General features: G+C 73.7%; 25 protein-coding genes and 1 pseudogene. 9 read left to right on the forward strand and 17 right to left on the reverse strand.

Annotated features, from left to right (window positions below):
- Nucleotides 1-365: 365 nt before the first annotated feature.
- Nucleotides 366-893: a MarR family winged helix-turn-helix transcriptional regulator gene (locus tag ACWCYO_RS36200; protein ID WP_449786594.1), complete on the forward strand. Its 528-nt coding sequence runs from the start codon at nt 366-368 to the stop codon at nt 891-893.
- Here ACWCYO_RS36200 and ACWCYO_RS36205 read toward each other — a convergent pair.
- Together ACWCYO_RS36205 and ACWCYO_RS36210 are read right to left on the reverse strand one after the other, a co-directional pair.
- Nucleotides 874-1,215: a hypothetical protein gene (locus tag ACWCYO_RS36205; protein ID WP_270150122.1), complete on the reverse strand. Its 342-nt coding sequence runs from the start codon at nt 1,213-1,215 to the stop codon at nt 874-876. The two genes, ACWCYO_RS36200 and ACWCYO_RS36205, sit on opposite strands and share 20 nt — an antisense overlap.
- 66 nt (nt 1,216-1,281) lie before the next feature.
- Nucleotides 1,282-2,526 carry a cytochrome P450 family protein gene (locus ACWCYO_RS36210; protein WP_405000854.1) on the reverse strand — a complete coding sequence of 415 codons (1,245 nt, stop codon included), beginning with the start codon at nt 2,524-2,526 and terminating at the stop codon, nt 1,282-1,284.
- Nucleotides 2,527-2,760: 234 nt separating this feature from the next.
- Here ACWCYO_RS36210 and ACWCYO_RS36215 point away from each other — a divergent pair, with 234 nt between their 5' ends.
- Nucleotides 2,761-3,246, forward strand: coding sequence for a hypothetical protein (locus ACWCYO_RS36215; RefSeq protein ID WP_270151515.1), 486 nt, complete (start codon nt 2,761-2,763; stop codon nt 3,244-3,246).
- 164 nt (nt 3,247-3,410) lie between these two features.
- Here the strand turns inward: ACWCYO_RS36215 and ACWCYO_RS36220 are convergent.
- Nucleotides 3,411-3,515: pseudogene (locus ACWCYO_RS36220) on the reverse strand (TetR/AcrR family transcriptional regulator C-terminal domain-containing protein); the annotation flags it as partial.
- A gap of 425 nt (nt 3,516-3,940) precedes the next feature.
- Here ACWCYO_RS36220 and ACWCYO_RS36225 point away from each other — a divergent pair.
- The 4 genes from ACWCYO_RS36225 to ACWCYO_RS36240 all read left to right on the forward strand — a co-directional run bounded on the left by ACWCYO_RS36225 (nt 3,941) and on the right by ACWCYO_RS36240 (nt 6,589).
- A complete protein-coding gene (locus ACWCYO_RS36225; protein WP_270150124.1) occupies nt 3,941-4,405 on the forward strand; it encodes a MarR family transcriptional regulator in 465 nt (154 codons plus the stop codon).
- A 382-nt stretch (nt 4,406-4,787) separates the two neighbouring features.
- A complete protein-coding gene (locus ACWCYO_RS36230; protein ID WP_449786595.1) occupies nt 4,788-5,297 on the forward strand; it encodes a hypothetical protein in 510 nt (169 codons plus the stop codon).
- Nucleotides 5,298-5,316: 19 nt separating this feature from the next.
- A complete protein-coding gene (locus ACWCYO_RS36235; protein WP_270150127.1) occupies nt 5,317-5,868 on the forward strand; it encodes a nucleotidyltransferase domain-containing protein in 552 nt (183 codons plus the stop codon).
- 67 nt (nt 5,869-5,935) lie between these two features.
- On the forward strand, nt 5,936-6,589 hold the full coding sequence (locus ACWCYO_RS36240) for a DUF1707 SHOCT-like domain-containing protein (protein WP_270150129.1): 654 nt from the start codon (nt 5,936-5,938) through the stop codon (nt 6,587-6,589).
- A 30-nt stretch (nt 6,590-6,619) separates the two neighbouring features.
- Here the strand turns inward: ACWCYO_RS36240 and ACWCYO_RS36245 are convergent, their stop codons facing one another.
- From ACWCYO_RS36245 to ACWCYO_RS36305, 13 genes are all read right to left on the reverse strand, one after another.
- Nucleotides 6,620-8,164 carry an eCIS core domain-containing protein gene (locus ACWCYO_RS36245; protein ID WP_449786596.1) on the reverse strand — a complete coding sequence of 515 codons (1,545 nt, stop codon included), beginning with the start codon at nt 8,162-8,164 and terminating at the stop codon, nt 6,620-6,622.
- Between the two features lie 221 nt (nt 8,165-8,385).
- On the reverse strand, nt 8,386-8,700 hold the full coding sequence (locus tag ACWCYO_RS36250; RefSeq protein WP_449786597.1) for a hypothetical protein: 315 nt from the start codon (nt 8,698-8,700) through the stop codon (nt 8,386-8,388).
- A gap of 118 nt (nt 8,701-8,818) precedes the next feature.
- Nucleotides 8,819-9,406, reverse strand: coding sequence for a histidine phosphatase family protein (locus tag ACWCYO_RS36255; RefSeq protein WP_449786598.1), 588 nt, complete (start codon nt 9,404-9,406; stop codon nt 8,819-8,821).
- Nucleotides 9,407-9,464: 58 nt separating this feature from the next.
- Nucleotides 9,465-10,253 carry an NAD-dependent epimerase/dehydratase family protein gene (locus tag ACWCYO_RS36260; protein ID WP_449786599.1) on the reverse strand — a complete coding sequence of 263 codons (789 nt, stop codon included), beginning with the start codon at nt 10,251-10,253 and terminating at the stop codon, nt 9,465-9,467.
- A 145-nt stretch (nt 10,254-10,398) separates the two neighbouring features.
- Nucleotides 10,399-11,226 carry an SDR family oxidoreductase gene (locus ACWCYO_RS36265; protein WP_449786600.1) on the reverse strand — a complete coding sequence of 276 codons (828 nt, stop codon included), beginning with the start codon at nt 11,224-11,226 and terminating at the stop codon, nt 10,399-10,401.
- Between the two features lie 16 nt (nt 11,227-11,242).
- Complete coding sequence (locus ACWCYO_RS36270; RefSeq protein ID WP_449786601.1) at nt 11,243-11,758, reverse strand: EF-hand domain-containing protein; 516 nt, start codon at nt 11,756-11,758, stop codon at nt 11,243-11,245.
- Nucleotides 11,759-11,795: 37 nt separating this feature from the next.
- Nucleotides 11,796-12,368, reverse strand: a complete 573-nt coding sequence (locus tag ACWCYO_RS36275; protein WP_449786602.1) for a hypothetical protein — start codon at nt 12,366-12,368, stop codon at nt 11,796-11,798.
- A gap of 167 nt (nt 12,369-12,535) precedes the next feature.
- Nucleotides 12,536-13,030, reverse strand: a complete 495-nt coding sequence (locus ACWCYO_RS36280; protein ID WP_270150137.1) for a hypothetical protein — start codon at nt 13,028-13,030, stop codon at nt 12,536-12,538.
- Nucleotides 13,031-13,274: 244 nt separating this feature from the next.
- Nucleotides 13,275-13,685 carry a nuclear transport factor 2 family protein gene (locus ACWCYO_RS36285; protein WP_449786603.1) on the reverse strand — a complete coding sequence of 137 codons (411 nt, stop codon included), beginning with the start codon at nt 13,683-13,685 and terminating at the stop codon, nt 13,275-13,277.
- Between the two features lie 42 nt (nt 13,686-13,727).
- Nucleotides 13,728-14,453 carry a class I SAM-dependent methyltransferase gene (locus ACWCYO_RS36290; RefSeq protein WP_449786604.1) on the reverse strand — a complete coding sequence of 242 codons (726 nt, stop codon included), beginning with the start codon at nt 14,451-14,453 and terminating at the stop codon, nt 13,728-13,730.
- A gap of 142 nt (nt 14,454-14,595) precedes the next feature.
- Nucleotides 14,596-15,228 carry a hypothetical protein gene (locus ACWCYO_RS36295; protein WP_270150141.1) on the reverse strand — a complete coding sequence of 211 codons (633 nt, stop codon included), beginning with the start codon at nt 15,226-15,228 and terminating at the stop codon, nt 14,596-14,598.
- A 175-nt stretch (nt 15,229-15,403) separates the two neighbouring features.
- Nucleotides 15,404-16,435: a sigma-70 family RNA polymerase sigma factor gene (locus tag ACWCYO_RS36300; RefSeq protein WP_449786605.1), complete on the reverse strand. Its 1,032-nt coding sequence runs from the start codon at nt 16,433-16,435 to the stop codon at nt 15,404-15,406.
- A 44-nt stretch (nt 16,436-16,479) separates the two neighbouring features.
- Entirely contained in the window at nt 16,480-16,749 is a 270-nt protein-coding gene (locus ACWCYO_RS36305; RefSeq protein ID WP_449786608.1) for a hypothetical protein, read from the reverse strand.
- On the opposite strand from ACWCYO_RS36305, the gene ACWCYO_RS36310 reads away from it, so the two are divergent.
- Nucleotides 16,684-16,971, forward strand: a complete 288-nt coding sequence (locus tag ACWCYO_RS36310; RefSeq protein ID WP_449786607.1) for a carboxymuconolactone decarboxylase family protein — start codon at nt 16,684-16,686, stop codon at nt 16,969-16,971. The two genes, ACWCYO_RS36305 and ACWCYO_RS36310, sit on opposite strands and share 66 nt — an antisense overlap.
- A gap of 183 nt (nt 16,972-17,154) precedes the next feature.
- Here ACWCYO_RS36310 and ACWCYO_RS36315 read toward each other — a convergent pair whose 3' ends face one another.
- Entirely contained in the window at nt 17,155-17,811 is a 657-nt protein-coding gene (locus ACWCYO_RS36315) for a TetR/AcrR family transcriptional regulator (protein WP_270150146.1), read from the reverse strand.
- A 76-nt stretch (nt 17,812-17,887) separates the two neighbouring features.
- Between ACWCYO_RS36315 and ACWCYO_RS36320 the strand changes: the two genes are divergently transcribed.
- Together ACWCYO_RS36320 and ACWCYO_RS36325 are read left to right on the forward strand one after the other, a co-directional pair.
- Nucleotides 17,888-18,214, forward strand: a complete 327-nt coding sequence (locus ACWCYO_RS36320) for a rhodanese-like domain-containing protein (RefSeq protein WP_270150147.1) — start codon at nt 17,888-17,890, stop codon at nt 18,212-18,214.
- A 284-nt stretch (nt 18,215-18,498) separates the two neighbouring features.
- Nucleotides 18,499-19,011, forward strand: a complete 513-nt coding sequence (locus ACWCYO_RS36325; protein ID WP_449786606.1) for a DUF2165 family protein — start codon at nt 18,499-18,501, stop codon at nt 19,009-19,011.
- Nucleotides 19,012-19,800: the final 789 nt, after the last annotated feature.

The raw sequence follows: 19,800 nt of genomic DNA on the forward strand, positions 1-19,800 counted from the left end.
GAGCTGGTCAAGCACTACTGGCGCGCACAGCGCCTGTGGTCCGGCTCGTACTTCGCCGGATCGGTCGGCGGCGCTCCGCTGTCGATAGTCCGGCATCGAGCAGCAGAACCACCCAGCCTGACCTTCACGGGTGGGCACCGTCCACAGTTCGGGAGGTGCCCACCGCGCAGATGTCAGAGCAGGGTTCAGAATCGCTTCACCACCGGGCTGAAGCCCGGTGCACTGCGATTACCCCAGGTAGCCGAACGGGCGCTGCTCGCGGACGTCGGGCAGGGCGGTGGACAGGGCGTCGGGCGAGTCGGTGGTGGTCATGACGGGGTCCCCCTCGATGCATGTCTTTTTACAATGGTTGTAACCTAGCATGCATGTCGGAGCGGGAGAACACACCGGACAGGGCCCAGGACGAGCGCGGGCACGAGCAGGACACCGCCGAAGCCACCGAAGCCGTCGCCGCCGTCGAACGCGCCATGGTCGCCATCCGCCGCAGCCAGACCCGCCGTTCCCTGGGCCGTATCGCCCCACCCGGCGGCGCCCGCGCGATCGACCCCACCCTGTTCGGCGTGCTGGACGCCGTCGAGGCCCACGACGGCCCCTGCGCCGTCACCGACGTCGCCGCCGCCCTCGGCGTCGACCAGCCCCGCGCCAGCCGCCTGGTGCTGCGCACCGTCGAGGAGGGCTGGCTGGAACGCGGCAGCGACCCGCGCGACGCCCGCCGCACCCTGCTCGCCCTCACCGGCGCCGGACGCGAGCAGCTGGAGACCGCCCACCGCTTGCGCCGCGCCGTCTTCGCCCGCGCCATGGCCTCCTGGAGCGAGCGCGACCGCACCGAGTTCGCCCGCCTGATCACCGCGTTCGTCACTGACTTCGGCGAGGTCACCACCGAAGGCCGCTGAGCACGCCGAGCCCTGCCGAGCCGCCATGATGGGCCGCCGCGACGAGAAGGGCTGCGACGAGAACGGAAGAGGCGCGGATGCCGCACCTGCTGCGCCTGACGTACACCGGCGCCGAGGAGGACGCGGGCCCCACGTCGCCGGCGACCTCACCGGCCACCTCGCCTTCCTGGAACGCCGTCACACCGCCGGTGTCCTCCGGGCCCCCGGCCAGGCGGTGCCCACTGCCGACGGCAAAGCCACCCTCGCCGCCGGGGCCGACCGCGCCCGGATCGAGCGGATCGCCGCCGGGGATCCCTTCGTGACCTCCGGATCGGCCCGCCACACGATCACCACGATCGACCCCGGCCGCGCCGCGCTCGCCGCACCCGGCGGCCCGCGGGGATCCCGGTCAGCGGTCCTGGGTGAGCAGCACCGGCAGCGACCGGTGCCCGTTGGAGATCAGCGACTCCACCGGCTCCAGCTGCGCCCCCGGCAGCAGTTCCAGCCGCGGGAAGCGTTCGAACAGCGCCCGCAGCGCGGTGCGGGCCTCCAGGCGGCCCAGGGGGGCGCCGAGGCAGAAGTGCGGGCCGTGTCCGAAGGCGAGGTGGTCCTTGACCGGGCGGGTGACGTCGAAGACGCCGCCGTCCGTGCCGTAGCGCGCCGGGTGGCGCCCGGCGGCCGCGTAGGCGGCCAGGATCGCCTCGCCCCGGCGGATCGTCACCCCGCCGGGCAGCGCGATGTCCTCGATGGCGTAGCGCAGCGGCAGGTGCGCCACCGGTGCCTGGTGGCGCAGTGCCTCCTCGACCACGTCGTCCCAGCCGGCCTTGCCCGCGCGCACCAGGTCCAGTTGCCCGGGGTGGGTGAGCAGCAGGGTGATCGCGTTGTCGATCAGGTTGACGGTGGTCTCGTAGCCGGCCGAGACGATCAGCAGCAGGGTGTCGCGCAGTTCCTCCTCGGTCAGCGCGCTTCCGTCGCCCTCGGTGTCGCGCGCGGCGATCAGGCGGGAGGTCATGTCCTGGCCGGGCTGTTCGCGCTTGGCTGCGATCAGTTCGTCGAGCATGCGGTAGAAGCTTGCCGCGTTGGCCGCGGACTCCTCGGGGGTGAGGGTGGTGGAGAAGACGAGGTCGACGGTGTGGCGGAAGCTGTCGCGCAGGGCGTCGGGCAGGCCGAGCAGTTGGGCGATGACCTGGATCGGCAGCGGGTAGGCGAGGCGTTCGCGCAGGTCCACCGCCGTGCCGGGCGGGGTCAGGGCGATCTCGTCCAACAGGGTGGCGGTCAGTTCCTCGATCCGCCCCGTCATGGCGGCGACCTGACGGGTGGTGAACGCGGCGCCCGCCAGGCGGCGCAGCCGGCGGTGGTCGGCGCCGTGCGCGGTGAACATGTTGCGCGCGCTCACCCACAGCGCCAGCGGCCAGTTCGGCACCAGGCGCTCGAAGTCGGGCCAGTGCCGGTGCCCGTCCTTGGACACCCGCGGGTCCCTGAGCAGCTCCTCCAGCAGCACCGGGTCGGCCACCGCCCAGGCCGGCACGCCGAGGATGTCCACCGGGGTGGCCGGTCCGCGCGCGAACAGCTCGGCGCTCTCCGCGTCGCGGGCGCGGCCGGTGGGGTCCAGGACCAGGCGCCGCTCCACCGGGCACCCCGGGCGCTGCTCCACCGGGCACCGCGCCGGCTCGGTCACCGGCTCAGTCACCGGATCGGTCAACTGCTCGGTCGACTGCTCGGTCACCGGATCGCTCAACTGCTCTTCCACGAAGGCTCCTTCACGCGAGGGTCGGGTTCGCCGGGGTCCGCTTTGGGCCGCAGGGCCCGGGACGAGAATGGCCCGCACGCCCGCCCCCGTCGAGAGGGCCCGGCCTTGCTGTCGGTGTCGCCGCCTAGCCTTGCGGCCGTGACCACAGCCGCGCACCTCGCCCGCATCGACGCCCTCCTCGCCGACTCCCACCCCTTCCCTCTGCGGAAGCGCGAGTACGCCGCCGGCTTCGCCGGCCCGGGTTACCGGGTCGAGGAGCTGTCCGTCAGCCGCGACTTCTTCGACGACGCGGAAGGGCAGGCCGTGGAGCGCGAACTCGACGCGGCCGGTGCCCGACTCGACGCCCTGGCCCGGGTGTTCACCGCGCGCTGGGGCCGTGCGCAGGCCGTCGACCTGTTCTCCTACCTGCGCGCGAGCTTCGACGCGGACCAGGACGGCGGCCACCCGGTTCCCGAACCGGTCGCCCTGCTGTGCCAGAAGGCCGTCACCCTGCAGGTGTGGACGCTGCCCGGCGGCGGGCGCTGGATCGGCCTGGGCGTCGGGCAGGAGGACAGGGAACTGCCCGTCGTCCTGTACGCCGTCCTCGCCGCCGCTCCCGCGCCCGCACCCGCCGCGCGGGCATGAACGGTTCGGCCGCGGCGCCCGTCGGCCGTGCCCTCGGGCGGTGCCCGGGGTGTGGCCGTCAGGCGGCGTAGGCGCGCAGGAACACCTCCACGGCGCCGTCGCGCGACAGCCGCGGGAGCGAGGTCGGCATGCGGGCCGGAGTCGGGGCGGTAGTCGAGCGGGCCGGTGAGCAGGGCGAGGAGGTGCTCGGCGGCGAGGTCGGGGTCGCAGGGGCGAAGGTGCCCGGCGAGGGCGAGGCGGGCCAAGCGGTCGGCGAGGGCGGCGCGCACGCGCAGCGCGAGTGAGTTCGCGCACCCCGGCGGCCAGGTCGGGGAACTGGGCGGCCTGGGAGGTGGCCAGTGATCAGCAGACCGCCTGTCGGGCGAGTACCGGTTCGGTGCTCGGCTTGCGGCGGGTCGGCCGGCGGGCTGCGCGGGCGGAGACCAGCGAGGCGATCGCGCGGTGGGTCTCGGCGTAGTCCTCGCGTCGGCCGGTGTAACGCTGGAGTGGGCGCCACTACCGTAGTTCGGCGTTGGCGTGTTCGACGCAGAACCGGTCCGAGGACTGCCGCCGTCGCGTCACGGCAACCGCACGCCCGGGCCCGGCCCGATCCGGTCACCGGCACCGGGGGGGTACGAACCTCCTTGACCTCAAGGCGACTTGAAGTTCTACGGTGATCGCGTCCCGATGATCGAACAGAAAGGGGTGTGTCGGCGTGACGCTCAAGGAGTATCCGCACGAGGTCCTGGCCGCTCAGCCGATCGGCGCGTGGAGCGGAGAGGTGTACCGGCGGGTGGTGGGGGCGCTGCGCGAGCAGCTGGCGGTCGAGGGGCTCACCCAGCCGCACTGGTGGACGCTCAACCACGCCGCCAGCGCCCCGGGTACCTGGAACCGTACGACGCTGGTCGAGCGCCTGGCCTGCTACGAGGACCTCGGGCTCGACTTCGGCGAGGTCTTCGACGACCTCGCCGCCCGCGGCTGGCTGCTGGAGGACCAGGCGACGGGCGGCATGTCGCTCACCGAGGAGGGCGAGGCGGCACGCCTGCGGGCCCGCGAGCGCAACCTGCGCGTGCACCGCCGGTCCCACGAAGGCGTAGACGAGGCCGACTTCGTGACCACGATCAACGTCCTGCGCCGCATCGCCGCCAACATGGGCGGCAACGGCGACCTGCCCGGGTAAGTGGCCCGGGCCGGTGCGCAGAGGCCGCCGTCACCGAGGCCGCCGTCGGCGGGGCCGTCACCCCACCGAACGGCGGCCGCCCGCGCGGGAAGTCGACGGCGCCGACATCCCGCGCGCACAGGCGGGCCGGCCGGCCTCGAAGCCCCCCGCCCAAGCCCAACGGGCCCCACGGCCAGGTGGGTTCACCAGCGCCCCGGCGCGACGGGCCGGGGCGTCCAGGGCGAGCGCGCCCTGGCCGCCCCGGTGCGAGCGGGACACCTCGGCTCCTCTTCGACGACCAGTTCGACGCCTGGGGCGCCGGGTTGACGCCCCCGGCCATGGTTCGTCCCCTATCATGGGCGCGCCTTCGCGCGTGATCATCAAAGAACCAGGGGGAGCGTTGATGACCGGAACCGTCGTCGTGCACGCCGAGCGGCCGCTGATCGTCCTGAGGGAGGGCTGGTACCGGGTGGTGATCGACGGGGTACGGGTCGGCGGGGTCCGGCAGGGCGGCACCGCGCGCTTCCCGGTGCCCGCCGGGACCCACACCGTCCGGCTCGCCGCCTGGGACCGCACCCGCTCCAACACGGTGACCGTGGAGGTCGCCGAGGACCGGGAGTTCCTGGTCGCCGGCCGGGGCACCGGATTGCGATTCGCCCCGTTCGTGGTGGCGCCCCTGGCCCGCGCCGCGATGGTTCCCTGGTACTACGTCGTCGCGGTCACGCTGCCGATGCTCGCGGCCCTGTGGGCCGTCCCCGGCCTGGTGTTCCGCGTGCGGGCCGTGGGGGACTGCGCCCTCCCGACGGCCCGGGCCGCCGATCCCGCCGACGAGGAGCACGGCGGCGACGGCCTGTGGTGGGAGTCGGACCCGGCTCTGGCCAAGCGCTTCCGCAAGAACACCGACGCCTCCTGACGAACCCCGGGGTGACATCGTGCTGAACGAAGACGACGTCCTCGACGTACTGGACCTGCTAGTGGACGCGGGCGTGAGCGCCTGGGTGGACGGCGGCTGGGGCGTGGACGCCCTGGTGGGGCACACCACCCGGCCTCACGACGACCTCGACCTGGTCCTCCCGCGCCACCAACTCGACGCGGCCCGGCAGGCGTTGGCGGCCGCCGGGTTCACCACCGTGCTGCGGGACCTGCTGCCCACCGCCCTCGCCCTGGCCGACGGCGCCGGCCGCGCGGTCGACCTCCACCCGGTGACTGGCTCAGGCCGCGACGGCGGAGACCAGCTCCTCCCGGACGGGCAGCGGTTCCGCTACCCGGCTCCGGTGACCGGCACCATCGGCGGCCGCACGATCCCGTGCGTCGACGCCGCCACCCAGGTCCGCTGCCACCTCGGCTACCCGCCGCGCGACAAGGACCACCACGACATGGCGCACCTGCACGCCCGTACGGCAGTCGCGCTGCCCGCCGAGTACCGGGCATCCGGGCCTGGCGGGAACACGCAACGCGATATACCGTATCGCGATATAGCGTAAGTTGCCGTTCGCGCGCCGATGGGATCCGTCGCGCGCGGACCTTCGTCGAATCCGGGGGACGGGACACATGCCGGGACAGATCTCGCTCGCCAAGAGCCGCTCCGACCACGCCGCACAGCCCGCGCAGCCCGCACTGCGGGCCTCGCACGCCGACCGGGACCAGGTGGTCACGGCGCTGAGCATCGCCGCGGGCGAGGGCCGGCTGACCGCGGAGGAGCTGGACGAGCGGGTGGAGGCCGCACTGTCGGCGCGCACGCTCGGCGAACTGAGCGAACTCACCGCCGACCTGCCACCCGCGCCGGCCGCCGCCGCCGGCGACCCGGCGCGGCCCAAGGACGTCCTGCGGATCGAGCAGAACTTCGGCAAGGCCGAGCGGACGGGCCGCTGGGTGCTGCCCCGGCGCCTGGAACTGGCCGGCGCGTGGTCCCACGTGACGCTCGACTTCACCCAGGCGGTGATCACCCAGGACACCCTGCCGATCGACGTCGACCTGCAGGGCGGCAACCTGACGCTGATCCTCGGCCCGGGCATGGCGCTCGACCCCTACGGCCTGATCCTGGAGTTCAGCAGGATCAAGGGCCACCGGGACCCGGACCCGGACACACCGGTCAGGCTGCGCATCGAGCTGGCCGGCAAGAAGAGCTTCGGCCGTATCGTCGTCCGCCGCCCCCGCACCTGGCTGCCCGGCAGGCGCACCGCCGCCCTGCCGGCCGGCCACTGACCCGCCCACCGGGGTTCGAGCCGGCCGCGGTCATTGATCGGTCTTCCCCCGCTTGCGCGTGCTGGTGGAACCCCGGCCCGTGCCCCCCGGCCGCTTCCCGGCCGACGCGCTCGCCTGCTCCCTGGCGTGGATGGCGCCCTGCAGCCTCTGCTGGGCCCCGGTGATCTGCCCGGCGAGGGCCTGGTCGGTGTGGCCGGCGACGGCGGGGGTGGCGGCGGCCCGGCCCAGCGCGGCGACCGAGTTCTCCAGGTACGCGCGCCAGTAGTCGAGGTGCCGGTCCGTGGTGGTGGTCCGGCCGAGGTTGCCGACCAGCTCGTCCGTGTACTGCACGAGGTAGCCGACGGTCTCGCCCAGGTAGCCGCTGCTGATCCCGGTGCGGCCCGCGTGTTCCAGTTCCCAGACGTGGGTCTCGATCTCCCGCATCGGCTGCTGGAGCGTGGCGAAGGTCTCGTGGCCGATGTCGCTCAGCACGTCCATGTAGATGTGGGGGTCCGCGCCGTCGGCGGCGTCCTCGTCGGGCATCAGCATGGCCTGGGCGGCGTGGATGAGCTCGTGGCGCAGCGTGCTGTGGATCTCGGCGGGGCCGTAGTCGTCGAACAGGTTCCGGTACAGCGCCATGGTGACCCGGTCGCCCGAGGTGCCCGTGCTGGTCAGGGCCATGGGCTTGCCCGCCCCCTGGCGGGAGTGCTTGTAGCTGAGGACGAGGTTCTTGTCGGCCAGGGCGGTCTGCAGCTCGGGATGATCGGGCGTGACCGGCAGCTGGGCGAGGACGTACCGCAGCAGCGTGTCCAGCGCCGCCTGGCGCATGGCTTTCGAGTCCGTTCCGCTCTCGGCCTTCGCCTGCTGCAGTTGCTCGACCAGGGCGGCGGGCAGTTCGGGAACCGCCTGTGACGGGGTGTCGGCCTCGGGGAGGTCGTCGGACGCGGCGCGCTGCAGGGCGTCGGCGGCCGTGGAATGCGCCGAACGCTGCTGCGGCACGGTGTGGCCGCGCTCCTCGGGCGACTCGGGCGAGCGGACGGGCCCGGTCATGACCCGCTGCGCGGTGGCCTGCGCCTCGCGCTCGAACCGGTCCGAGGGGTCGCTGATCCGCAGGCCGTTCCCGTTGTCGGTGCCGGCCACGGGGCCGTGCCGCTGCTGGATGACGTGGGTCAGCTCGTGGGCGAGGGTGTGTTTGTCGCCGCCGCCCTCGCCGATGACGACGTGGTTACCGGAGGTGTAGGCGCGGGCGCCGACCTCGACCGCGGAGGCACGGGCCGCCGGACCGTCGTGGACCCGGACGTCGGAGAAGTCGGCGCCCAGGCGGGCCTCCATCTCCGTGCGGGTCGCGTCCTCCAGGGGGCGGCCCGCGGTGCGCAGGACGTCGTCGACGGTGGAGCGCTGGACGGCGGCGAGCGGCCCGGATGCCTGGTGCTCTGTGAGGTGGCCGCCCCGGTGCAGCATCTGGACGACGGCGGCGTTGCCCACGCTGGTCTGCAGGGCGAGCAGCCGGTGGGCGGGCGCCCGGCCGGCCCGGGCAGTGCGGTCGGCGACCGTGTCCCGGTTGTCACGGTGCCGCTCGCCGTCATGTGTGCGCATGGGTGTGCCCCCCCGGATTCTGCTGACGCTCCATGGTCATCCGGCGGGGCGGTGGAACGGAAGGGCTCCGAGGGCAGCGGTGCGTGCCCGTCCGGGCAGTTCGGACGGGCTCTCGTAGCGGCTTTCAGCTCCGGACTGATGGATCCGCTCGGCCGGAGGCCGCGTGAACGCGGGGCCGGGAGTGGGAAGTCGACCCGGCCGACTTCCCACTCCGCGGGGAGTCAGAGGCGCTTGAGGATCCAGTCGGCGAGGGCGCCGGAGACGTGGCCGTGGTCGGTGTTCTCGGTGTCGAAGGCGACCTCGCCGGCCGGCAGCGGATGGCCGACGCCGTCGCCGCGGCCGTTGGAGACGCCGAGCTTGCGGGGGCGGCGCGGCAAGTTGCCGAGGCCTTCGAGCTCGGGCCCGAACTCCCTGCGCAGCTCGCTGGCGGTGGCGACCTCGCCGGAGTACTTGGCGTCTCCGGCACCCAGGCCCGGAGCAGCTGCTGGGCGGCGGGGCCGCGAAGCAGCCTCCCCGTGCGCGAACTGAAGAACCACATGGCCCCCTCCCAGGCCGCCCGCGTCACCGAAGCCCTCGCCGGCCACACCCTGCCCGCCCTCCTCCACGGCCAGCGCCCCGACTGAGAAGACCTGTCATCCGTCCGCCACTACGGGACTACGGGACGTTCCAGGCGGAGACGACCGGCCGCCCGTGCTCGACGGCCAGGACGCTGAGGCTGCCCGGGTGCGGGTGGCCGAGCAGGCCGGCGGCGGACGCGTCGAGCCCGAGCCAGCGCACGGCGAGCACCCGCGCCAGGTGGCCGTGGGCGACCACGGCGACATCGCCCTCGCCGAGCAGCGGCCGGATCCGCTCCAGCGCCGCGTCCGTGCGCGCGCCCACCTGCTGGAGCTGCTCGCCGGGGTGGGCGGCGTCGCCGGGGACGACACCGTCGCGCCACAGGTCCCAGTCGGGCCTGGTTGCCTGGATCTGTTCGGCGGTCAGGCCCTCGTAGCCCCCGTAGTCCCACTCCACCAGGTCCGGCAGGGGCTGGACGCCGGTCAGGCCGGCGAGCTCGGCCGTCCGCATCGCCCGGCTGAGCGGGCTGCTGAACACCGCGACCGGGCGACGCTGCGCCAGCCTCGGTGCCAGCGCCCTGGCCGCGGCCTCACCCGCATCGGTCAGCGCGACGTCCGTGCGGCCCGCGTGCCGGCCCGAAACGCTCCACTCGGTCTGGCCGTGCCGGACCACTATCAGCTCTCCCATGGCCGGGCACGATATCTGATCACCCGTCGATCGGCCCCCGGGAGGCCGCTTCGCCGGCTCAGCGGGTGAAGCCGCCGCCGAGATAGCGGTAGTCCGGGTCGTCGGCGGCAAGTTCGCCCAGCTTCGCGATCAGCTCCTGCGCGAACTCCTCGGCGTCGTCCTGCGGCTGGTAACCGAGCGCCCGGGCCGTCGAAAGGTCCCACCAGGCGCGGGTGTTGGCGGAGATGCCGAAGGCGACGGTGTGGCCGGTGACCGGGCCGGTGAGGGCGGCGTGGACGAGGCGGGCGCAGTCGCCGGGGCTGAGCCAGGTGGCGAGAGCCCGGATGGTGCGCGGTTCGGCGGTGAAGGAGCCGATCCGCAGCGAGACCGTCTCCATCCCGTGCCGGTCGGCGTACAGCGAGGCCAGGTTCTCGCCCAAGCACTTGGACAGCCCGTAGTAGGTGTCGGGCCGCTGCGGGGTGTCCACCGGCACGACGGCGCCGTCGGCGGGCCGCTCGGTGAAGCCCACCGCGTGGTTGCTGCTGGCGTTGACGATCCGCCGCACCCCCGCCGCCCGGGCGGCGTCGTAGAGCCGGTAGGTGCCGTCGATGTTGGCGGCCAGGATGTCGGCGAACGGCGCCTCACCCGGGATCCCGGCCATGTGCACCACGGCGTCGACACCGTCCATCGCCGCCGCCAGCGCCCCGGCGTCCCGCAGGTCGGCGGTGATCGCGTCGGGGTCGCCGGGCACCGGCAGGCGGTCGAAACAGCGCAGCCGGTACCCGTAGGCGGGCAGCAGCTCCCGCAGGCAGCTGCCGATCCGGCCGGCGGCACCGGTGAGCAGGACAAGACGGGGCTGGTTCGCCATCTGCGTGGCTCCTCGATTCGACGATCCGCGACTGTACCTGACAGCACGCCATGACTCCGCGTGCCGGCTCTGAACCGCCGCAGCGAAGTCCACCAGCCTCCCCGGACCCGGACTTCTTCGGCGGCCGCACAGCGTCGGCGGGGCGTCACGGCCCGATGGCGAGGAACTGGCGGGCGCCGCGCAGCCTGGTTCGGAGCCGGCCCTGGGTGGCGCGGCTGTCGAGGCGCACGTCGAGCGCCCCGGGAAGGGCGCTGTCGGCCCGCAGGCCGCTGGGAAGCCGGGAAGCGTCGAGCCCGTCGCGCCGGGCGATCAGCACGCCGAGTTCGTGGCGGCTCACGGCATCGGCTCCTGCCAGGTGGTGGACGCCGGACAGGTCGCCCAACGCGAGTTCCAGCAGGCCGGCGGCCAGGTCGGCGACGTGGACCGGGCAGCGGATGTCGTCGGTGAACAGCGCACCGCTTCGGGCGCCGGCCGCGAGGTCGTGCACCGCGCGTACGTGCTCCGAGCGCCGGTCGCCGATGATCAGGGAGGTGCGGGCGACGACCGCGTCCGGGCACACGAGGCGAACCCCCGTTTCCGCCGCCGCCTTCGCCGCGCCGTAGGGGATGAGCGGGTCGGGCAGGCACGATTCGTCGTAGTGGACGCGGGCGCCGGAGAACACCGCGTCGCTGGAGACGTGGACCAGGCGGCTGCCGTACCGCGCAGCCGCCATCGCCAGGCGCACCGGTCCCTCGGCCGTGACCGCCCAATCGGCGCCGCCGCTGGTCGCGTTGACGACCACGCGTGGTTCCACCTCGGCCATGACCGCCTCGATCCGGCCGGGGTCCCGCAGATCGAGCCGATGCCACGGGACCCCCGCAGTGCCTCCGGGGACGGTGGCGAACGTCGCGGCAGCCGCGTAGCCCGCCACTGCTGCCTGACGGACCAACTCAGCACCCAGGAGGCCGCTGCCGCCGACGATCAGGACGGCCATGACACGACACAGTAGATCAGTACAGGGCATCCCCCATGGGCGAGTCCTCGCCCGTCACGTACGCGCGGATCGAGGCCAGGTACTCGGCGCGGTGGACGCGCCCGTCACCGTCGGCGTCCAGGGCGTCGAACGCCGCGTCGGCGTTGCTCGCCCGGTTGTTCAGGGCCTGGCGCAGCGCCGTGAACTGCGCGCGGTCGAGGGCGCCGTCCTGATCGGCGTCCGCGAGGTCGAACAGGGCGCCCAGGGCGTAGCGGCAGATGTTGTCGAACTTGTCGGCGTCCACCCAGGCGACGTACTCCTCGTAGGTCATCACGCCGTCGCCGTTGGCGTCCATCGCCGCCCAGGCCCGTTCGCCCGTGGTGCGTGCGGCGATGACCAGGGGGTCGTCGTGGTCGCGTCCGGTGGCCTGGCGGGCGCGTTCGATGCGGACGAAGTAGTCGTGCCGGGAGGCGACTCCGTCCCCGTCGGTGTCCAGCATCGCGTAGACGCGGCCCTTCGGGGTGGTGAGGGCGGGGGCGTCGGGCAGAGACATGTCGGGTCTTCCTTCGGATACGGGGGCGTCGGGCCGGTCAGTGGGTGAGGCGCAGTACGAGGGTGGAGTCGAGGGTGGTCTCGCCGGCCGGGGTACCGCAGCCGGCGCCGGAGCTGGTGCCCACCGCGGTGAGGGCATCGCCCGCGAAGCGCGCGCTGTCGGCGGTGACGGTGCCGGAGACGACCAGTGAGGCGGTGCCGTTGACCTTCACCACGTCGGTCTTGTCGAACCGCAGGGTGGAGGTGGTGAGGTCGGCCCACTGGACGGTCGTCGTGGAGGTGTCCCCGTGTTCGTCGCCGGTGCACTCGGCGGCGGGCATCGTGACCGTCCGCTCGAACGTGCCGGCGGCCAGCGGCGCGTCGGCGGCGTCCACACAGTTCACGGTGCCGGTCATGGCCAGGGTGTCGGGCAGGGGCAGGTCGGTGCCGCCCGGGCCGACGGCGTTGGCGAAGACGCCGTGGGCGTTCAGCACGCAGGTGGCATCCGTGGTGGGCGCGGCGGAGGCGGTGGGCCCGGAGCCGGCCGGGGCCGAGGCGCCGGTGAGCAGCGGCACCATGGCCAGCAGCGAGACGGCGGCGGCGAGCGAGGCGCCGCGGACGGAGATCTTCATCCGGTGTTCTCCCATGGGGGTTTCGGTCTTCGAGCAGGGTGCGCGCGGGACGGCGGGCCCGGCCGCCACGGCGGTCATCCCGCGGCCCGGCGGCCGCGCTGCGCCCATGATCGGCGGCATCGCCCCCGGTGGCCGGCCGACTCGCCAGGCACCGGAGGAGGAACGGATCAGGACGCCTCGGTGACCAACCAGTCCGCCGAGGGCGTGGTGCCGTCGGGCCGGGCGCCGAGGTCGCCGGCCTGGGTCTCGACCAGGTAGAGGTCGTCGTCACTGAGGTCCGACCCGGATCTGAACCGGCAGTGGCCGCCGCCCGTGACGCTCCACGCGGCCTCGGTCACCCGGCACTGCCCGTAGTTGACGATCCAGCTGTCGCCGATGGCCACGCACCCGCGGGTGTCCTTCTCCGGATCGAACGCCGCGAGGTTGATCCACGCGCCCTCCACCCGCAGCTCCCACCGCTGCTCGGGCACCGCCTCGCACGGCTCCAGCCGCACCTGGGCGGTGCCGAAGACGTGGTGCAGGCAGCTGCCGGTACGGGCGTTGCGCAGCGTGTACACGGGCGCCGCAGGCTGCGCCGTCGCGCGGGCGGTGGCCGGGAGCAGGAGCAGGAGGAGGGCGGCGAGGGCGAACGTGGTCGCCGCGCGCCGGGAGGGAACGGGCATGGTGTGACTTTCCGTCGGGGCTCCGCGTGATCCGTTGGTGCAACGATCAACGATCGACACGGAGTCAGGAAACGAACCACCGCCTGCCGGCGCACGCGAAAGCACGGGAAGTCGGCCCGCCCGACTACCCGTGCCGCGCGCCCGCCCGGGGGCGGACTACTCCTAGGGGGCGAAGACCCGCCCCACCCGGCCGGGCGCCGCGCCGACACCCGACCAAGATCACCCCAGGCGGGCGGGCGGGGGTCTACAACACCTCCGCCGGATCGGCGTAGGCGTGCATCCGCACCACCCGGCCCCCACGGACGGTGAACACGTCCGCCACCGTGACGTCCAGCGCGCCGCCATCGGCGAGGACGCCGTACGCGTGGTGGACGACGACGACCTCCCCGCCGCGCCGGTACGCCACCGGCTCCGAGTGCAGCTCGCGCCACATCGCGAACGAGGCACACAGGTACGCGTGCACGGCATCCCGGCCCCGGCGCGCACCCCCGTTGGGGAACTCCTCGGGCTCCACCCATTCCACCTCGGGGTCGAGACCGGCGACGGCGGCATCGATGTCACCCCGGGCGTACGCGGCGTACGCGGCGAGCACGAGCGCGACGTCGGGGTCCGCGGGGTCCGCGGGATCGGCCGGGTCGGCGGGGGAGGAAGTCATACGAGGGACGCTACCCGGGACACCGCCACCCGGCCGCGCTCGTCACGGGCGGCGCGCCAGGAACACCAGCTCCTTCTCCGGCCGGTCCGGCGCGCCGCGCACCTCCTCCACCGTGAAGCCCGCGGCGGCCAGATCCTCCTCGACCTCCTCCCGCCCCCGGAAACGCACCGTCGAGTCCGAGGTCAGCACCTGCCCGTCCGCGCCGAAGACGTACGTCCACCGGAACGTCACCAGCGGCCCGCACACGCCGGTCAGCTCCACCCAGCTCTCCACCGCACCCACCCCCGGCACCCGCGTCACCCGGCGGGAACGCTCCCGCGTCCACCCCTGCCAGGCCCGCGCGGCCGGATCACGGGTCTCGAACACCAGCCGCCCACCCGGCCGCAACGCCTCGCGCGCGCCCCGCAGCGTCTCCTGCCAGGCCCGCGCACCGGCGATCGCCTGGGCGACGTTCGCCGTCATCGTCACCAGATCGACCCGCAGCGACGGCAGGGCCGCCGCGTCCCCGCAGATCCAGCGCACCCGGTCACCACCCGGCTTGGCCCGGGCGACCTCGATCGACGCCGCGGCCGGATCCACCCCCACCACCTCGATACCGTGCTTGGCCAGCAACAGCGCGAAAACCCCCGTCCCGCAGCCGATGTCCAGCACCCGCCGCGCCCCGAACTCCTCGGCCAGCCGCAGGTAGGCCTCCAGATCACTGCGGTCGGGATCGAGCAGGTCATAGACCGCGGCGAGCCGCGGATGCCCGAAACACTCATCTGCCATGCGACCGAACGTAGACCGGGCCCGGACCGCCCAGCCACCGGATTCCCGGCCGCGACGGCGCTCAACTACCGGTCTGCCGTCGCCAGTTCGAGGGATTGCGGTATCCGCCCCGGCGCCGACGGGATCCTGCGGACAGACCGGCTCAGGCGCGGGTGCAGGTGTGGGTGGTCTTGCTGCTGCCGGCGGTGTGGACGATGGTCAGGGTCGTGCCGTCGTAGGTCACCGCGAGGTTCTCGCTGGTGCTGTCGGTAGAGCCGGGCGGCTGCCAGGGCAGGGTGAGCTGGACGCTGCCGCCCACCGTCGCCGGGACGTTGAGGGCCTCGGGGGCGTGCTCGCGGGACACCGTGCCGGGGCCGTCGACGATGTTCAGCGACAGGTGGCCGCCGCGCAGCAGGAAGTTGCCCCTCCAGGTGGCGGCCTTGCCACTCAGGCCCTCCCAGGCGATCGTCCAGCCGCCGTTGCCGCCGCCGTCGGTCTGGACGGTGACCTTGCCGGGCAGGGTCTTGCCGCGGGAGGTGCTGGTCTTGACGTTCCAGTCGCCGCGCACGAAGGCGTCGAAGGCGCGGTCGGCGACGGTGGGCTTCACGGCGTCGGTGGGCGTGGGGGCGGTGGCGGTGGGGGCCGGGGGAGCGGCCTGCCCGCCGTCACCGCTGCTGCTGCCGGTGCTGCTGGAGCAGGCGGCGACCAGCGCGGACCCGGCACCGATGGCCAGGTAGCGCAGGGCGTTGCGGCGGCCTATGACGCGTGCGGCGGCGCCCAGATGACGGATGCTCACGATGAACTCCCCGTTCGACGTGCGGTTGATCAAGACGGGGAGTCTAGAGGACCGCGCCCCGCGCCCGCCCCCTCCGCTATCCGGTGCCGCGTTTTCGCGGCTCTTGGAGTCGTCCTGCTCCCGTCCGGTGTTGTCCTCGATGGACGGGCTGGGCGGTTCGCCTGAATTGGTCTGCCTACTGTCCCTGCGGCTGCCGCGGCTGCCTGGATTTGCGTAGGCCGAGGTCGGATATCTTGCCCAGGTGGCCGAGCTTGTCGGGGTTGGCCACGGCGTGGATCTGTCGGATGGTGCCGTTCTCGGCGAGGTCGAGTGCGAGGACGTTGAGTACCCGCTGGTCGCGGTCGTACGTCACCATGCCCGGGCGGCCGTTGACGTGGGCGGGTACCAGGTGCGCGCCGAGGGCGACGATCCGGTTCATGCCGCTGACGAGCAGTTTGGCGACTTGCAGGGGGTCGGCGACGGATCGGCCGATCGCCAGGGCCTTGCCGCCGCCGTCACCGTGTAGGACGACGTCGGGGGCGAGCATGCCGAGCAGTTCCTCCAGGTCCCCGCCGGCGGCCACCTCGAAGAAGCGGCGGGCCAGTTCGTCGCCCTTTGCCCGCCGGGCCGCCGGCGGCGGGACGTCCGCGCCTGCGCCCGCGCCTGCGCCTGTGCCCGCGCCGGTGTCCGTGTGGGTGTTCGTGCGGGTGTCCGTGGCTGCGGTGAGGTGTTTGCGGGCGCGGGTGAGGATTTGGCGGCAGTTCGCCTCGGACTTGCCGGTGAGTTCCGCGATCTGGGGGTAGTCGTAGCCGAAGGCCTCGCGTAGCAGGAATACCGCTCGCTCGTGGGGGGAGAGGGCTTCCAGCATGACCAGGAAGGCCATCGACAGGCGATCGGCGAGTTCGGCGTGTTCGGCCGGGGTGTCGCCGGGGCGGTCGGTGAAGGCGACGATGGGCTCGGGCAGCCACTGGCCGACGTAGGTCTCGCGCCGCACCCGGGCCGAGCCGAGGTGGTTGATGCCCAGTCGGGTGACCGAAGTGGTCAGGTACGCCTTCAGGTTGGTGACGGTGGTGCCCGCCCGCTCGGCGCGGGTCAGGTTGAGGAAGGTGTCCTGGACGAGGTCCTCGGCGTCGCCGACCGAACCCGTCATGCCGTAGGCGATGGAGAACAGCAGCGGCCGGTACCCGGCCGCGTCCGCCACATCCGCCGCATCCGCCGATCCCGCCATGGAGCCCCGTCCCTTCCGGTACCACCCCGCCGGGGTGGCGCGCGTCACACGGGCGTGCCTGTCACGGGCGGCCCGGCTGCCCTGTCCCAGAGGGCGGCAGTGGACAACGTACCGAGGAGAACACGATGGAAGCCCGCCTGGACCCCTTCGCCGGCCCCGTCATGGGCAAGGTCCTTCGAGCACCTGATCGCGGCGAACCGGATCCTGCTGGAGTCGGCCCTGCCGCGGGCGTCCGGGAACTGGTCAAGCTGCGTGCCGGTCAGGTCGACGGCTGCGGGTTCCGCGTCGACGTCCACGTCGAGGACGCCGTGCACGCGGGCGAGGACGCGAGCAGGCTGAACCTGGTCGGGGCCTGGCGCGAGGCCACCGTGTTCACCGACGCCGTGCGTGAATGTGTGCGGGCGGGGCTGTGGTGGGGACTCTGGTGTTCGCCGGGCGGCGGGTGCACGGCTGGTGCCGGCTGGGGCTTACCACGGTCGAGCCGGTCAACGACCTGGCGTGGCGGGGCCTGGAGGGTCGGTCGTCGGTCTCGCTGAGCCCTTCGTCCCGGCCCTGGCCCGGTCCTGGGCTCCGGCGCTGGCCCCTGGGTTCTGGTTCCTGGGTTGTGGCTGGGGCTGGGGCGGGGTTGTGTTCCGTGAGTTGTGAGTCCGGGGTTTGTTCGTGTGCTTGGTCGGTTTCGGGTTGGTGGGGTGGTTTCCTGTGGGTGCTGTTCGATGGCGTCATGGGGTGGCGTGATTGTCGTGGGGTGGATTCTGGGGGGTTGGGTGGGGTGGGGGTGTGGGGGTTTTGGGGTGTTGTGTGAGGGAGTGGGTGAGGTGGAGTAGGCCGGCGCGTATCCGTTGTTCGCCGAGTTCCGGTAGGAGGGCGGCGGTGTGTTCGGCTCCGAGGGTGGCGAGCAGGGTGTGGGCGGTGTGGTCGGGGTCGGGGGTGCCGGTGAGGAGGATCGCCAGGTGGCGGTGCCAGAACCGGTAGGCCCCGATCCTGTATCTGGCTGCGGGGCTGGAGGTCTCGGACATTCGGATCAGTGCCAGGTGTTCCAGCAGGTAGTCGAGGTAGGCGTTGACGAACGCGGTGAGGCGTTCTTCGGCCGGGGCGCCGGGGCCGAGTGGGGGTGGACCGTGCAGGATCGCTTCTTGCAGTACGCGCTCGCGGGTGTCCAGGAGTGCGGTGGCCAGGCCGGACTTGTCTCCGAACCGGCGGAAGAGGGTGCCTTTGCCGACGCCGGCGGCTGCGGCGACCTGGTCCATGGATACCGCCTCGACGCCGTGTTGGGCGAACAGTGTGGCGGCTGCCTCCAGTATCGCGGTCCGGTTTCGAGCCGCGTCCGCGCGTTCTTTGGGTGGCGTCGTCCGCAGTAGTTCCAGCGGCAGCGGCATTGCAGAACCGGACCGCAGTCCGTTATCGTCTCGAGCCATAAGTGGACTGTAGTCCGATTCTTTTGGAGGTAGTGGCATGACCCCCCTCATCACCCGTGACGAGCTGGCGGCGGCGATGGAAGGCGGGAGTGTGACCGTCGTGGACGCGCTCGGTGGCGAGTACTACGCCCAACAGCACCTGCCCGGTGCTGTGGCGCTGGTCCTGGCCGACGTCGACGCGCGGGCGGCCGCCGTGCTTCCGGACCGGGACGCCGCGATCGTCACCTATTGCTCGAACCCGGCGTGTCCCAACAGTGGACAGGTCGCCGAGCGGCTCGTCGCCCTCGGCTACACCAACGTGCGCAAGTACCGGGAGGGCATCCAGGACTGGGTCGAGGCCGGTCTTCCCACCGCCACCGCCTGAGCTTCGGCCGCGTGGCGGGTGGCGCGGGCGGCCCCGCGGTCCTCCCGCACGCCCGGGAGGGCCGCGGTCCAGTGCGAGCTGCCGGCGACCGGGGTGGTGGGAGGTCGGCTCCGGGTGGTGGGAGGCACGCCCCGCAGTGGTCAGGCGTCATCTGTTCCTCCTTGCCGGGTGTCATTTGACCGGCACGATGACAAGATCACGGGACTTTGCGGCGGCCCTGGGGCTGCCTGGGCCCTGGCCGCAGCGGCCTGAGCGGGCACACCGGCCCCGCTGGGGCCCTGCCGGTGAACTTTCCGCAGTGGCCGGCCTGTTCCGCATGCCGGTCACCCAATCTCGCGAGACCGGCTGCCGCGGACCCGGGCCCCATCACCTGCGACCGCCTGTTCGCGCTCGGCTCACCGCGCGCGGCGGCGGCCGTGCTCACGGGGGCGAACGCGCTGTGCCTACTGCTCGTGGTCTTCGGGAACGTCACCGACTTCGCGACCGGCCGGCGGTTCGTCCGGCACGTGCTGGCGATGGACGCCACCTTCCACGGCCGGGCCCTGATGTGGGGCTCCGTCACCTCCCGGGTTCTGCAGGACGCGGCGTACGTCGCGGTCATCGCCTGGGAGGCGCTGAGCGCCGTGGTGCTGACGGCGGGGACGTTCCGGCTCGCCCCGCCCCGCCCCGCCCCTCCCCGCCCCTCCCGGGCCCGGTTGTGCCCTTCCGCCGGCGGCGACTGCCGCCCGGCCGGCGGCGGCGTGTGGCCCCTTGGGTGGGCGCGTAGGTCCCTGCCCTCGGTTGGCGGTGGCGCGTAGGCCTCCGGCCCCTGGCTGGCGGTGGATGGCTCCCTGGGTGGGCGCGTGGCCTCCGCCCCCCGGGGCGGCGGCGGTGGCGCGTGGCCCCTGCTCTCGGCCGGCGGTGGCAGACAGTCCCTGGGTGGGTGTGTTGGTCCCTGCCCCCTGGGTGGCGGTGGCGTGTGGTCCCCGCCCCTCCGTCACCCCCGCCCCTCCGTCGCCCCCCACCCCCGGCGCCCCGCCCCTCCGTCGCCGCCGCCCCTCCGTCGCCGCCGCCGCACCTCCGTCGCCGCCGCACGTCCGTCGCCCCCGCCCCTCCGTCGCCCCCGCACCTCCGTCGCCCCCGCCCCTCCGTCGTCGCCGCCGCCGCACCTCCGTCGCCGCCGCACGTCCGTCGCCGCCGCCCCTTCGTCGCCGCCGCCGCACCTCCGTCGCCGCCGCACGTCCGTCGCCGCCGCCCCTTCGTCGCCGCCGCAGCCCCGGCGCCCTCACCGCCGCCGCCCCTCCGTCGTCCCCGCAGCCCCGGCGCCCTCACCGCCGCCGCCCCTCCGTCGCCCCGCCCCTCCGTCGCCCCGCCCCTCCGTCGCCCCCGCACCCCCGGCGCCCTCACCGCCGCCGCCCCTCCGTCGTCCCCGCAGCCCCGGCGCCCTCACCGCCGCCGCCCCTCCGTCGTCCCCGCAGCCCCGGTGCCCTCACCGCCGCCGCCCCTCCGTCGCCGCCGCACCTCCGTCGCCCCGCCCCTCCGTCGCCCCGCCCCTCCGTCGCCCCGCCGCCTGGCTCGCGCTGACCGCGGGCGTGCCGGTGGTGCCG

It is taken from the genome of Kitasatospora sp. NPDC001683, from assembly GCF_053596495.1.